The organism is Microbacterium sp. X-17 (genome assembly GCF_039615055.1).
Genome location: NZ_JBDHNI010000005.1, coordinates 208,664 through 222,595, shown reverse-complemented (window position 1 = coordinate 222,595; position 13,932 = coordinate 208,664). Strand labels below are relative to the sequence as shown.

The window sequence follows — 13,932 nt, the reverse complement described above, 5'->3', positions numbered from 1 at the left end:
GGTGATCGTCCGCCGTCAGCGGGAGCTCTCGTCCTCGTCGAGCAGTCGCGTCAGGTAGTGCGCGACCGCCCGGACGGCGGCGAGGTTCGTCGGATAGTCCATGCGGGTGGGGCCGAGCACGCCGATGCGCGCCGGTGTCCCGGCCGTGTCGTAGTCGCTCGCGACGACGGATGCCTCCGCGAGGCCGAACGGCTCGTTCTCCCGCCCGATGCTCGCGGCGAGCCGATGCTCGTCGGTCTGCATCTCGCTCATGAGCCGCAGCAGCGTGACCTGCTCCTCGATCGCCTCCAGGAGCGGGTAGATGCTGCCGCGGAAGTCGGACTCGCGGCGAGCGAGGTTCGCCGCGCCCGCCATCACGAGCCGGTCCTGCCGGAAGTCCTCCAGCTCCTCTTCCACGACCCGGAGCACCGCGGATGCCGCAACATCCGTCCGGCTCGCGGCCACGAAGTCGCGCGCGAGCGCATCGGCCGCGCGCTGCGCACCGTCTCGCACCGGCCAGCCCGCGACGATCGTCGCGACGCGCGCGCGCACGAGCGCGAGCTCGGTCTCGTCGAGCTCCTCCCGGACGAACGCGATCCGCTGCGACACCCGGCCGATGTCGGTCACGAGGATGACGAGCACCCGCACCCCGCCGAGCGCGACCAGCTCCAGGTGCGTCACGGTCGCCCGCGCGAACGACGGGTACTGCACGAGCGCGACCTGGCCGGTCAGCTGCGTCAGCGCCCGGACCGTGCGCGAGAGCAGGTCGTCGAGGTCGCCGGGAGTGTCGAGGAACGCGGCGATCGCGGCGCGCTGGGCGCTCGACAGCGGCCGCAGGGTCGCGAGGTGATCGACGAACACGCGATAGCCCTTGTCCGTCGGCACGCGGCCGGACGACGTGTGCGGAGCGGAGATCAGCTCCTCGTCCTCCAGCTGAGCCATGTCGTTACGGATCGTGGCCGCGGACACGCCGAAGGCGTGCCGCTCGACGATCGCCTTGCTGCCGACCGGCTCGTGCGTCTCCACGTAGTCCTGCACGATCGCCCGGAGGACCTCGAGCCCGCGTTCGCTGACCATGTCCCCTCCCGGATCATTGGCACTCACCCGTATTGAGTGCCAATTCTATCCGACGGGCGGACGGAGGACGCCCCCTTCAGGTGCGCGCCGTGCGGGAGAACCGGTCGAGGATCCGGTCGCGCACCGCCGACAGCGCCCGCCGCCGGAAGTCCGTCGTGCCGACCGTCAAACGACGCGCCTCGTCGCGCATCCCGGTCAACCAGCCCCGATTCCCGGCGCGCAGGATGTCCTGCGAGGCGTTGCTGCGGCTGCCGAGGTAGTGGGCGCTGATGAGCCCCGGCCAGGACACGAGGCGCTGATCCGACCGGCGGGCGATCTCGACGAGCCGCGTGTTGCCGAGGTCGGTCCAGCCGTCGACGAGGACCACGCGATCGCCGCGATAGTGCAGCACGACGCGCGGATCCCGGATGCGGGTCTTGACCTGCACCCCGAGCGCCTCGCGTCGCTCCAGGTCCAGCAGGACGAGGTCGGCGTTGGCGCGTCCGGCGGCGGCCTCGAACGCCGCCGGGGCCGGTAGGACCACGAGCCACGGATGCTGCTTCGCGAGCTCGAGGAGGAGCACCGCGGTGTCGAACTCGGTCAGCATCCCGGCCTGGATCGCGAGCCGCGCCGCGGCCCGGACCGGGTCCTCCTCCTCCCCCGCGGCCCATTCGCGCGCCTTCTGCACGTTGACCGACAGGCCGGACAGGAACAGCTGCATCCGCCGCCGCTCGACGCCCGTCATCCGCTCGCCGAGGAAGACATGCCGCCAGCTCTCCCGCATCGCGAACGTCAGCTGGCCGAACACGAGCAGGCCGGGACCGTCGAAATCCGTCTCCGCCTCCGTCTGCGGCGAGACGTCGCGGACGAGCTGGTCGAGCCGGCCCGCGCCCCACGCATCCCATTCCGCGTCGAGCCGCAGGAAGGACGAGCGGAGCCCCTCCTCGGGCTCCCCGCTGAGGAACTCGTGCAGCAGCCGGCTGAAACCGCGCTGGAAGCCCTCGAACACGATGAAGTCGGATGGCACCCGACTCGGCCGGCGGACGGGCACATACGTACGCGGGTACGCACCCACGAACTCCTCGAACCTCATGATGATCCCCTTCCCCGTGGGTGCGCCCTGCACGCTCCACGAGAGCATGCGAACATGCTAACCACTCCCGAGGGGTCCGCGGGCCGCCTTTACACAGCCGTGAGGGCGCGCACGACGGCGTCGGCGAGGAGGCGGCCGCGGAGGGTGAGCACGATCCGGCCGCGCAGCGCAGCCGCGGCATCCACCAGTCCGTCCGCGATGAGACCCGCTACGGCGCGCCGGCCGGCGGAGGTCGCGAGGTCGATCGGCATACCGTCCGCGAGCCGCGACCGCAGCAGCACCTCCTCGAGACGCCGCGCGTCCGCGTCCGGCCGCTCGCGCCCCGCCGCGGGCGACTCCGCGGCATCCACGCGCTGCGCGTAGGCCGCGGGATGCTTCACGTTCCACCAGCGCAGGCCCGCGACGTGGCTGTGGGCGCCGGGCCCGACGCCCCACCAGTCGGTCCCCCGCCAGTACGCCAGATTGTGGCGCGAGCGGTGCTCGTCGCCGCGCGCCCAGTTCGAGACCTCGTACCAGCCGAAGCCCGCCTCGCCGAGAACGGCGTCCGCGAGCTCGTACATGTCGGCGTGCAGGTCGTCGTCCGGGGGGACGAGCTCTCCGCGACGGATGCGGCGCTCGAGCTGCGTGCCCTCCTCCACGATGAGCGCGTACGCCGACACATGGTCGGGCGCGAGTGCGAGCGCGGCATCGAGCGACCGCCGCCAGTCGTCGAGCGACTCCCCGGGCGTGCCATAGATGAGGTCGAGGCTCACGTCGAGGCCGGCGGCACGCGCCGCGGCGACCGCGCTCTCGACGCGGGCGGGATCGTGCGTCCGGTCGAGGGTCGCCAGCACGGCCGGGACCGCGGACTGCATCCCGATCGACAGGCGCGTGACGCCGGCGGCGGCCAGCTCCGCGGCGACCGCCTCCGTGACGGTGTCCGGGTTCGCCTCGACTGTGACCTCGGCCCCGGCGCGCAGGCCGAACCCGTCGCGCACCGCCGTCAGCATCCGCGCGAGATCGCCGGGCGGGAGGAGCGTCGGCGTGCCGCCGCCGAAGAACACCGTGGATGCCGGCCGCTCGGCAGCCGCGTCGCCCAGGACGCGCCGCGCCAGCGTGATCTCCCGGATGGCGCTGTCCGCGTACGAGGCCTGGCTCACGCCGCGCAGCTCCGTCGCGGTATACGTGTTGAAGTCGCAGTACCCGCACCGGACCCGGCAGAACGGCACATGGAGGTAGACCCCGAAATCGGTGTCGCGGTCGATCGGGAGGTCCGGCGGCAGGGCGCCGTCGAGCGGTGCGGGATCGCCCAGCGGGAGGGCTCCGGGCATCAGACGGCGGAGGCGAACAGCGGCGAGATCGCGCGCAGGTAGCGGCCGAACAGTTCGCGGCGGCGGCGGCGCGTGAGCCACGGCAGCATCCGGTACGGCAGCGCGACGGGCGCGTCGAACGCGCGGACCGTGAACCACACCTCGTCGCTCGGGAGCCAGTCGACCATGAACGACTCCTCGCCGCTCACGACCGAGCCGCCGACGGTGCCGAGGGCGAAGCCGACGCGGCGATCCTCCTCGACGGCGAGGATGACGCGCAGTTCGGCGTCGGCGTTCATGCCGCCGACATGGCCGCGCACGCGGATCGTCGTGCCGGGGCCGACGAACGGTGTCCCGTCCGCGTCGAACCGCTGCTCGCGCTCGAGCTTCGTGGGCGCGACGGGAGTGCCGTCCTCGTCGAAACCGACGCCGGTGTAGGTCGGGCCCTGCGCCGGGCGCACGTCGCTGACCGACAGGCCGCCGTCGCGCAGCGGCCGCCACGACAGAAGCGCCTCCGCCGCGGACGCAAACCGGGCCTCCCCGCTGCCGAGCCGCCATGACTCCTCGGCGGGAATGCTCCGCTCCGGCGGGTACTGCATGAGGTCGGATGCCTGCGAGGCCCCGACGGCCGCGTAGTCGACCGTCTCATCCCGGAACGTCTTCCGTCGCATGTCGCCCAGCCTATGCGAGGACTGCTGAGTGCTCACGGGACACCCGTTACTTGCTGCCCGGGCCGGTCTCGACGTCGCCGGAGAGGGCCGCGATGAACGCCTCCTGCGGGACCTCGACCCGGCCGACCATCTTCATGCGCTTCTTGCCCTCTTTCTGCTTCTCGAGGAGCTTGCGCTTGCGGGTGATGTCGCCGCCGTAGCACTTCGCGAGCACGTCCTTGCGGATCGCGCGGATCGTCTCGCGCGCGATGATCCGCGCGCCGATCGCGGCCTGGATCGGCACCTCGAACTGTTGGCGCGGGATGAGCTTCCGCAGCCGCTCGGCCATCATCGTGCCGTAGGAGTATGCCTTCTCGCGGTGCACGATCGAGCTGAACGCGTCGACCTTCTCGCCCTGCAGGAGGATGTCGACCTTCACGAGGTCGGCCTCCTGCTCGCCGGCCGGCTCGTAGTCGAGGCTCGCGTAGCCCTGCGTGCGCGACTTCAGCTGGTCGAAGAAGTCGAACACGATCTCGCCGAGGGGCATGTTGTAGCGGAGCTCGACGCGATCCTCGCTGAGGTAGTCCATGCCGAGGAGGGAGCCACGACGCGACTGGCACAGCTCCATGACGGTGCCGACGTAGTCCTTGGGAGTGAGGATCGCGGCCTTCACCATCGGCTCGGCGACCGACGCGACCCGCCCGTCCGGGTACTCGCTCGGGTTCGTGACAACGACGGTCTCGCCGGTGTCGGTCGTGACGCGGTAGATGACGCTCGGCGCGGTCGTGATGAGGTCGAGGTCGAACTCGCGCGACAGCCGCTCCGTGATGATCTCGAGGTGCAGGAGCCCCAGGAACCCGCACCGGAAGCCGAAGCCGAGCGCGACCGAGGTCTCCGGCTCGTACTGCAGCGCGGCATCCGACAGCTTGAGCTTGTCGAGCGCCTCGCGGAGGTCGGCGTAGTCGCTGCCGTCGATCGGGTAGATGCCGGAGAACACCATCGGCTTGGGATCGGTGTAGCCGGGGAGCGCGTCGGTCGCGGGCTTGCGCGCGTTCGTGATCGTGTCGCCGACCTTGGACTGGCGCACGTCCTTGACGCCCGTGATGAGGTATCCGACCTCGCCAACGCCGAGCCCCTTCGTCGGGGTCGGCTCGGGGTTGGAGACGCCGATCTCGAGCAGGTCGTGGGTCGCCTTCGTCGACATCATCTGGATCCGCTCGCGCGGCTCGAGCTTGCCGTCCACCATCCGGACGTACGTCACGACGCCGCGGTACGCGTCGTACACCGAGTCGAAGATCATGGCGCGGGCCGGCGCATCCGCCTGCCCGGTCGGGGCGGGGATGCGCTCGACGATCCGGTCGAGGAGCTCCTCGACGCCCTGGCCGGTCTTGCCGCTCACCCGGAGGACGTCCGCCGGGTCGCCGCCGATGAGGTTCGCGAGCTCTTTCGCGAACTTCTCGGGATCGGCGGCGGGAAGGTCGATCTTGTTGAGGACCGGGATGATCTGGAGATCGTTCTCGAGGGCGAGGTACAGGTTCGCGAGGGTCTGCGCCTCGATGCCCTGCGCCGCGTCCACGAGCAGGACCGCACCCTCGCACGCCGCGAGCGAGCGGCTCACCTCGTACGTGAAGTCGACGTGTCCCGGCGTGTCGATCATGTTGAGCGCGTACGTCTCCGCGCCCGCCTGCCACGGCATCCGCACGGCCTGGCTCTTGATCGTGATGCCGCGCTCGCGCTCGATGTCCATGCGATCGAGGTACTGCGCGCGCATGTCGCGGTCCGCCACGACGCCGGTGATCTGCAGCATCCGGTCGGCGAGCGTGGACTTGCCGTGGTCGATGTGCGCGATGATGCAGAAGTTCCGGATCGACCCGGGCGGTGTCGACGACGGCTCGAGAGGATGCAGGGCGCGCGGGGACATATCCGTGCGATTCTACCGGCGCTCGCGCTCCGCGAAGGTTTCGCCGCCTACGCTGCTGGCATGGCCGTGAACGTCGTGCTCGTGCACGGCATTCGCACGTCCGCGACCATGTGGCGCGCGCAGCTCGCGTATCTCGCGGATCGCGGCAACCCGGCGGTCGCGGTGGACCTACCCGGCCACGGGTCGCGGATGACCGAGGAGTTCTCGCTCGCCGAGGTGTTCCGCACGATCGACAACGCCGTGATGGCCGCCGCTGAGGAGGGGCCGGTGCTGCTCGTGGGGCACTCCATGGGCGGCCTGCTCACGATGGAGTACGCGGGTCGCGCCGATCCGCCGCCGATCTCCGGGCTCATCGCCGGGTCCTGCACGGCGGTGCCGCGCGGCGCGGGGCTCGCGACCTACCGCCTCCTCGCCCGGGGGCTCGATGCGCTGCCGGACCGCGGGATGTGGCTCGCCGATCGCGTGCTCGACCGCACCCTGCCCCCCGAGACGCGGTTCGACTTCGGCGCGGGCGGCTTCGCGCTCGACACGCAGGACTACGCGCTGCGGACGCTCGCCGGGCTCGACGTGTTGGCCGCGCTCGCGCGCATCGAGGTGCCGATCTGGTTCGTCAACGGCCAGTACGACCAGCTGCGGATCAACGAGCGCCTGTTCCTACGGACGGCCCGCGAGGCCGAGCTCATCGTGGTTCCCCGCACGACGCACCTGCTCACGGCCATGCGCCCGGAGGTGTTCAACGCGATCCTGAACCTCGCGCTCGCGACGATCGAGCAGCGGACCGGGTCACCCGCCGTGAAGTGATAAGCTCCATTTTTGGCTTGCGTGTGGGTTCGACCCTCACGACCGCCGGGCGGCATCCCTCTCCTATGGCGCCGGGCATCCACCATCCGTCTTTCAACGAAAGAGATACCGACACGTGGCGAACATCAAGTCGCAGATCAAGCGAAACAAGACCAACGAGCTGGCGCGCGAGCGCAACAAGGCCGTCAAGAGCGAGCTGAAGACCGAGGTGCGCCGCACCCGCGAGGCCGTCGCCGCGGGCGACAAGGCCGCCGCCGAGGCCGCGCTCGCGAAGGCGACCCGGAAGCTCGACAAGGCCGTCAGCAAGGGCGTCATCCACGAGAACCAGGCCGCGAACCGCAAGTCCGCGATCGCGAAGCAGGTCGCCGCTCTCTGAGCCCCCTGTTCCGCACGAAGGCCCGCTCCGGCGGGCCTTCGTCGTTTCCGGGTGATGGGGGCGTCAGGAGCCGAAGGGGGCGCGGGTCGAGATCACGGTCACGAGCCGCTCGAGTGCGAAGACCGAGTCGCGGGAACCGCCCTTCACCTCGGCGTCCGCCCGGGCGGTCGCCTGGATCGCGAGCCCGAGGGATGCCTCGCTCCAGCCGGACAGGTCGCGGCGCGCGCGGTCGACCTGCCAGTCCTTCAGCCCGAGTCGCGCGGCGAGCGCCGCGGACGGCTCGCGGTTGCCGGCGACGCGCGCCATCGTGCGGAGCTTGGACGCGATCGCGGCGACGAGCGGCACGGGGTCGGCGCCGGATGCCAGCGCCTGGCGCAGCGCGATGAGCGACTCCCCGTAGCGGCCCGCGATCGCGGTGTCGGCTACCGCGAAGGCCGACAGCTCGACCCTCCCGCCGTAGTAGCGCCGAACGATGTCCTCCGTGACGTCGCCGGGGACATCGGCGATCAGCTGCTGGCTCGCCGCCGCAAGTTCGGTGAGGTCTTCCGCGAAGGCGGAGACGAGCGCGCGGAGCGCGGCCGGGACGATGCGCTTGCGCGCGGCCTGGAACTCGGCGGCCGCGAAGTCGAACCGGTCGGAGTCGCGCTTGACGGCCGGACACGCGATCTCGATCCCGCCGCCCTCGCCCGCACGGATCGCGTCGAGGAGCTTTTTGCCGCGCTGCGTGGCGCCGGTGTGCCGCAGCACGATCGTGGCGCCGTCCTGCGGTTGCGCCAGATACGAGATCGCCTCGGCGAGGAAGGCGTCGCTGCAGCGCTCGACCCCGGTGACCCGCACGAGTCGCGGCTCGCCGAACAGGGAGGGCGACGAGACCGCGAGCAGGGTGCCGGGCGCGTAGTCGTCGGCGCGGATGTCGGAGACCTCGAGGCTCGGGTCCTCCGCCTTCAGCAGCTCGCGGATGCCGGCGATCGCGCGCTCCGCGCAGATCTCCTCGGGGCCCGACACGAGGACGATCGGCGCCGCCCGAGGCTCCCGCCACGCCACCTGCGGGATCGCCGAACGGGAACCGCCCGCGCGGGCACCCGCCGTTCGTCGCCCGTTCGCCGCCATGGTTTCAGCGTAATCGGCCCCGCCGACGGCGGTGGTCGCGCCAGAGCCGGAGTCCCCGTTCGTCGGCGGCCACGAGAACGAGGCCGTCCCGGTCCGTACGGGCGATTGCCGCGCGCGTGCGTTCGAGGATCGCGAGCGTGCTGTCGCGCGGGTGGCCGTAACGGTTCCCGGCGCCGACCGAGACGAGCGCGATCCGGGCGCCCACGCGCGCGTACAGGTCGGCATCCTGGTCCGCGCTGCCGTGATGGGCGACCTTGAGGACGTCGGCGCGGACGGGCAACCTGCCGGAGGCGGCCAGCGCCCGCTGCGACGCGGCGTCCAGGTCGGCGAGGTACAGCGAGGCGGGCACGCCGCCGCCCGAGATCGACAGGACGATGCTCGCCGCGTTGCCGCTCGGGAACGCGGCGCTGCGCGCCGGCGGCCACACGACGGACCAGTGCGCCCCGCCGAGTTCGCCCGACATCCCGGCGGATGCCTGCTGCACCCGCTCGGCGCGGACCCGATCGAGCACGCGTTCGTCGGCGGGCGAGCCCGGCGGCCCGTGCAGGAGGAGCCCGACACGGGCTGCGACCGCCTCCACGCCGCCGACGTGGTCGAGGTCGTAGTGCGTGAGCACGAGGACGTCGATGCGATCGACGGCGAGGCGCCGGAGGCATCCGCGGGCCGGCTCCGGTTCCGGCCCCGTGTCGATCATCATGACCCGCCCGGCGGAGCGGACGACGATCGCGTCGCCCTGACCGACGTCGCACGCCGCGATGCTCCAGTCGGCGGGCACGGTCCAGGGCGCGGCGACGGTCGTGAGGGTCCACTGCCCCACGCCGGCACCCACGAGGACCGCCACCACGGCGACGGCGACCGCACGCGTACGGGGACGCTCCCGGCCTCGCCACCGGACGCCCGCGATCGCGACCACCACGACGACCCCCACGAGGGCGAGAGCCGCGATCCCCACCGGGCCGTCCACCCAGGGCACCGTGCCACCCGGGAGGGCCGCCACGGTCGTCGCGACGCCCGCGATCCACGCCGCCGGGAGCCACGCGATCGCTGCGAGACCCGCCTGCAGGACCGGCAGCGGCGCCGCGAGGCACGCCGCGAGCCCGGCGACCGTCGCGAGCGGTGCCGCGGGATCGGCGAGGAGGTTCGCGACCACGCCGGCGAGGGACACCTCGGGACGGATGAGGAGCATGAGCGGGCCGCACGCGAGCTGGGCTGCGAGCGGCACGGCCAGCGCCAGGGCGAGGGCCCGAGGGAGCAGCCGCGCGAGTCCGGCTGTGAGGGGCCCGGTGAGCACGAGCAGCGCCGCCGTCGCCGCCACGGACAGCGCGAACCCCAGCGACCGCGACAGCCACGGATCGAGAACGAGCACCACGGTCACGGCGAGCGCCAGGACGGCGAGGCCGGCCGCGCGGCGTCCCAGAACGAGGGCCACCATCGCGATCGCCGCCATCACCGCGGCGCGCACGACACTGGCCTCGGGCGTGACGAGTAGGACGAAGAAGGCGAGGGCCCCGAGCCCGACGACGACGCGCCAGCCGCGTCGAAGCCCGAGGACGGCGGCGAGCCCGACCGCGATCCCGACGACCACGACGCAGTTGGCCCCGGAGACCGCGGTCAGGTGGGACAGGGATGCCGTCTTCATCGCGTCGTCGAGGGCGGGATCCACAGACCCGGTGTCGCCGACCGCGAGCCCCGGTACGAGGCCCGCGCCCGGCTCCGGGAGGCCGTCGACGACCCGGCCCAGCCCGCGTCGCAGCTCCGCCGTCCACGCCAGGGCGCCCTCCGGAGACGATTCGACGCGGATCTCACGTGCGTCCAGCACGAGGGTCTCGCGCTTCCCCGCCTCCCCCGACCCGGCGGTTCCGGACACCGCGAGCCGTGCTCCGACATCGACCTCGGAGGGCACCGACGCCGCCTCCACCTCGACGGGTACCGCGAAACGACGTGTCTCGGGGCCGACGCGGACCGCCTCGGTGGTCGCGACGAACCGCACCCCGCCGAAGGCCGCCGGCTCGATCTTCCCCGTTACGACGAGTCCCGCCTCGACCGCGCGACCGCCCGAGCCGACGAACGCGATCACGCCCGCACGCGCCGGTTCCGCAAGCGCGACCGTGACGGATGCCGCGGATGCCGCCGCTGCGGCCACCGCCAGGACCGCGAGCACTCCCCGCAGCCGGTGTACCGCCCGCCCGTATCTGTCTGTCCCGCGGCAGCCCGCGAGACCCAGCACCAACGTCGCCCCGACCGCCACCGCCCCGAGCACGGCGGGCAGGAGCCCGCTCACCCCGGGCAGCCCCACGACCACCCCGGCCGCGGCCCACGCCGCCGCGGCCACCGCCGGCATCCGCACGCGCCGCAGCATCCTCACACGCTCACGAGCTCGCGCAGGTTTTCGAGCATCTTCTCGCCGATGCCCGGAACCGCCAGGAGGTCGTCGATGCTCGCGAAGGGCCCGTTCTTCTCCCGCCAGGACACGATCCGGTCGGCGATGGCCGGTCCGACCCCGGGCAGGGTGTCGAGTCTCGCCGCATCCGCTGTGTTGACGTTCACACGCCCGTCCCCGGGCGTCGCGCCGGCCGGCGGAGCCGCTCCCTGGACCGGCACGACGAGCTGCTCGCCGTCGGTCACCGAGCGCGCGAGGTTGACGGCCGCCTGCGCGGCCTCCGGCGTGAAGCCGCCCGCCGCCGAGATAGCGTCCACGACGCGCGCGCCGGCCGGCAGCGCATACAGGCCGGGTCGTGCGACAGCGCCCGCGACATGCACGTAGGCGGCCGTGCCGGCGACCGTGGTGCCGGCACCCCCCGGGCCGGCTGTGGCCGCGACGGTCTCCCCCGGCAGCGCCTCCCCGCCTCCCCCGCGGACGATCCCGATCACGACCGTGACACCCAGCACGAGCAACACGATCACAAGCACCGCCCCCGCGCCGAGGCGCCACCGCGGCGTGCGGGACGGCGGCGGGGTCTCGATCACCCCGCCACGCTAGGCAGCGCTCCGCACCCGCCCGAGCGACTCAACCCCCGCCGTGCACTCCCGGCCCCTCTCGCAGGCCTGGGGAGGAGCGGCGCGGGCTACTTCGTGGCGAAGCTCACGACCTTGGGCGGGCGCACCACGGCCCGCACGACCTCGCGCGCGCCCAGCGCACGCACGACCCGATCGTCGGCGCGCGCGAGGCGCTCCAGCTCGGCGCCGTCGATGCGCGCCGGCACGGTCAGCGTCGCGCGCACCTTGCCGTCGATCTGCACGACCGCTGTCACGCTCTCCTCGACGAGGAGCGTCGGGTCGGCCTGGCGCCACGTCACGAGCCCGACGAACGAGTCGTAGCCGAGCGTCTCCCACATCTCCTCCGCGGTGTGCGGGGCGAAGAGGTCGAGGACCATCGCGATCGCCTCGGCGGCCTCGCGCACGGCGGGGTCGGCGGGGCCGGCGCCCTGGTCGATCGTCTTGCGCGTCGCGTTCACGAGCTCCATGAGCCGGGCCACGACCACGTTGAACTTCGTCTGCTCGACCAGGCCCGGGGCATCCGACCACAGGCGGTGGGTCTGGCGGCGGAGCGCCGGGTCACCCTCGGCCCAGATGACGTCGGGCGCGCTCGTCACGTCGTGCGCGATGCGCAGGGCGCGGGCGAGGAACTTCGTCGCACCGGTCGTGGAGACGTCGTCCCAGTCCTTGTCGTCCTCCACCGGGCCGGCGAAGGCGAGTGCGACGCGCAGCGCGTCGGCGCCGTGGGCGTCGAGCTCGTCCTGGAAGAGCACGAGGTTGCCCTTGCTCTTCGACATCTTCGTGCCGCCGAGGATCACCATGCCCTGGTTGATGAGGCTGGAGAACGGCTCGGTGAAGTCCACGAGACGCATGTCGTACAGCGCCTTCGTGATGAAGCGGGCGTACAGCAGGTGCAGGATCGCGTGCTCGACACCGCCGATGTAGAAGTCGACCGGACCCCACTTGTCGGCCTCGCGCGGCGAGAACGCCTGCGTCGCATCGCCGGGCGACAGGAACCGCAGGAAGTACCAGGAGCTGTCGACGAACGTGTCCATCGTGTCGGGGTCGCGGCGGGCCGCCTCCCCCGTTGCCGGGTCGCTCGTCGTGACCCACTCCGTGGCGGCGCCCAGCGGCGACTGGCCCTTCGGCAGCAGGTCGAGTCCCTCGACCTGCGGGAGGCGCACGGGCAGCTCGGCCTCCGGCACCGGGACGATCTCACCGTCCTGGCGGTGCACCATGGGGATCGGCGTCCCCCAGTACCGCTGGCGAGAGATCAGCCAGTCGCGGAGGCGATACGTCTTCGATGCGTGGCCCGCGCCGAGGCCGTCCAGCTGTTCGATCACCCGCGCGATGGCGTTGCGCTTGGAGAGCCCGTCGAGCGCGCCCGAGTTGACCATCCGCCCGTCGCCCGTGAGCGCAACGCCGGTCCGCGCCGGGTCGATGTCGGCGAGGGTCGGGGCATCCGGCTCGGGGTCGATCGGGACGCCCTCGTCGTCGAGCTCGATCACCGGGATGGACCCGGTCAGCGGCGCCGTCGTGTCCACGACGACCCGCACCGGCAGGTCGAACGCGCGCGCGAAGTCGAGGTCGCGCTGGTCGTGCGCGGGGACGGCCATGACGGCACCGTGGCCGTAGTCGGCCAGGACATAGTCCGCGGCCCAGATCGGCAGCCGCTCACCGTTCACGGGGTTGATCGCGTAGCGCTCGAGGAACACGCCGGTCTTCGGGCGGTCCGTGCTCTGGCGGTCGATCTCCGTCGTCTGCTGGACGGTGGTGAGGTAGTCCTGGAAGCGCACCTGCACCTCGGCGGGCGCGCCCGCGGCGAGCTCGGCGGCCAGATCCGAGTCCGGCGCGACGACCATGAACGTCGCGCCATACAGCGTGTCCGGACGCGTCGAGAAGACCGTGACCCGCTCCGCGCGGCCCTCGATCTCGAAGTGGATGTCGGCGCCGACGGACCGGCCGATCCAGTTGCGCTGCATCTGGATGACCTTCTGCGGCCAAAAGCCCTCGAGCTGGTTCAGGTCGTCGAGGAGGCGGTCGGCGTAGTCCGTGATCCGCAGGTACCACTGCGTGAGCTTCTTCTTGACCACGACGTTGCCGCACCGCTCGCAGTGCCCGTCGACGACCTGTTCGTTGGCGAGCACCGTCTGGTCGTGCGTGCACCAGTTGACCGCGCTCTCCTTGCGGTACGCCAGCCCCCGTTCGAAGAGGCGCTGGAAGAGCCACTGGTTCCAGCGGTAGTACTCCGGGTCGCTCGTGTGGATGACGCGGCTCCAGTCGAAGGAGACGCCATAGTCCTTCAGGCTCTCCCGCTGGGTCGCGATGTTCGCGTACGTCCACGCGACCGGATCGGCGCCGCGCTGGATCGCGGCGTTCTCGGCGGGCAGGCCGAACGAGTCCCACCCGATCGGGTGCAGGACGTTGTAGCCGCGGTGGCGCCAGAAGCGCGCCACGATGTCGGAGTAGAGGTAGTTCTCCGCGTGCCCCATGTGCAGGTCGCCCGACGGATACGGGAACATCGCCAGCACGTACTTGCGCGGACGCGTGTCGCTCTCGTCGCCCGCACGGAACGGATCGGCGTCGGCCCAGCGGCCCTGCCACTTCGACTGGATCGCATGCGGGTCGTACGCATCGCCCACGGGCACACTGTCGGTCGGGGAGATCTGAGACACGGGAAT

The 13,932-nt window shown here is 72.1% G+C and carries 11 protein-coding genes; 2 read left to right on the top strand and 9 right to left on the bottom strand.

Going from position 1 to position 13,932, the window contains the following annotated elements:
• Nucleotides 1–15: 15 nt before the first annotated feature.
• The 5 genes from hrcA to lepA all read right to left on the bottom strand — a co-directional run bounded on the left by hrcA (nucleotide 16) and on the right by lepA (nucleotide 5,988).
• Nucleotides 16–1,056, bottom strand: a complete 1,041-nt coding sequence (gene hrcA / locus ABCS02_RS23975; protein ID WP_345838216.1) for a heat-inducible transcriptional repressor HrcA — start codon at nucleotides 1,054–1,056, stop codon at nucleotides 16–18.
• Nucleotides 1,057–1,132: 76 nt separating this feature from the next.
• Nucleotides 1,133–2,176: a hypothetical protein gene (locus ABCS02_RS23970; RefSeq protein WP_345838215.1), complete on the bottom strand. Its 1,044-nt coding sequence runs from the start codon at nucleotides 2,174–2,176 to the stop codon at nucleotides 1,133–1,135.
• Nucleotides 2,177–2,217: 41 nt separating this feature from the next.
• Nucleotides 2,218–3,438 (bottom strand): radical SAM family heme chaperone HemW, encoded by a 1,221-nt coding sequence (hemW, locus tag ABCS02_RS23965; protein ID WP_345838214.1) that lies wholly within the window; start codon nucleotides 3,436–3,438, stop codon nucleotides 2,218–2,220.
• Nucleotides 3,438–4,088 (bottom strand): DUF1990 family protein, encoded by a 651-nt coding sequence (locus ABCS02_RS23960; RefSeq protein WP_345838213.1) that lies wholly within the window; start codon nucleotides 4,086–4,088, stop codon nucleotides 3,438–3,440. Before ABCS02_RS23960 ends, hemW begins: the two co-directional genes overlap by 1 nt.
• Before the next feature lie 46 nt (nucleotides 4,089–4,134).
• On the bottom strand, nucleotides 4,135–5,988 hold the full coding sequence (lepA, locus tag ABCS02_RS23955; RefSeq protein ID WP_345838212.1) for a translation elongation factor 4: 1,854 nt from the start codon (nucleotides 5,986–5,988) through the stop codon (nucleotides 4,135–4,137).
• 60 nt (nucleotides 5,989–6,048) lie between these two features.
• On the opposite strand from lepA, the gene ABCS02_RS23950 reads away from it, so the two are divergent.
• The gene (locus tag ABCS02_RS23950; protein ID WP_345838211.1) at nucleotides 6,049–6,789 is read left to right on the top strand and encodes an alpha/beta hydrolase; all 741 of its coding nucleotides are present in this window, start codon (nucleotides 6,049–6,051) and stop codon (nucleotides 6,787–6,789) included.
• A 115-nt stretch (nucleotides 6,790–6,904) separates the two neighbouring features.
• Complete coding sequence (gene rpsT, locus ABCS02_RS23945) at nucleotides 6,905–7,165, top strand: 30S ribosomal protein S20 (RefSeq protein ID WP_345838210.1); 261 nt, start codon at nucleotides 6,905–6,907, stop codon at nucleotides 7,163–7,165.
• A 63-nt stretch (nucleotides 7,166–7,228) separates the two neighbouring features.
• Here rpsT and holA read toward each other — a convergent pair whose 3' ends face one another.
• From holA to leuS, 4 genes are all read right to left on the bottom strand, one after another.
• Nucleotides 7,229–8,275 (bottom strand): DNA polymerase III subunit delta, encoded by a 1,047-nt coding sequence (holA, locus tag ABCS02_RS23940; protein ID WP_345838209.1) that lies wholly within the window; start codon nucleotides 8,273–8,275, stop codon nucleotides 7,229–7,231.
• A 4-nt stretch (nucleotides 8,276–8,279) separates the two neighbouring features.
• Complete coding sequence (locus ABCS02_RS23935; RefSeq protein ID WP_345838208.1) at nucleotides 8,280–10,634, bottom strand: ComEC/Rec2 family competence protein; 2,355 nt, start codon at nucleotides 10,632–10,634, stop codon at nucleotides 8,280–8,282.
• 2 nt (nucleotides 10,635–10,636) lie between these two features.
• Nucleotides 10,637–11,242: a ComEA family DNA-binding protein gene (locus ABCS02_RS23930; protein ID WP_345838207.1), complete on the bottom strand. Its 606-nt coding sequence runs from the start codon at nucleotides 11,240–11,242 to the stop codon at nucleotides 10,637–10,639.
• Between the two features lie 98 nt (nucleotides 11,243–11,340).
• Complete coding sequence (leuS, locus tag ABCS02_RS23925; protein ID WP_345838206.1) at nucleotides 11,341–13,926, bottom strand: leucine--tRNA ligase; 2,586 nt, start codon at nucleotides 13,924–13,926, stop codon at nucleotides 11,341–11,343.
• Nucleotides 13,927–13,932 lie beyond the last annotated feature (6 nt).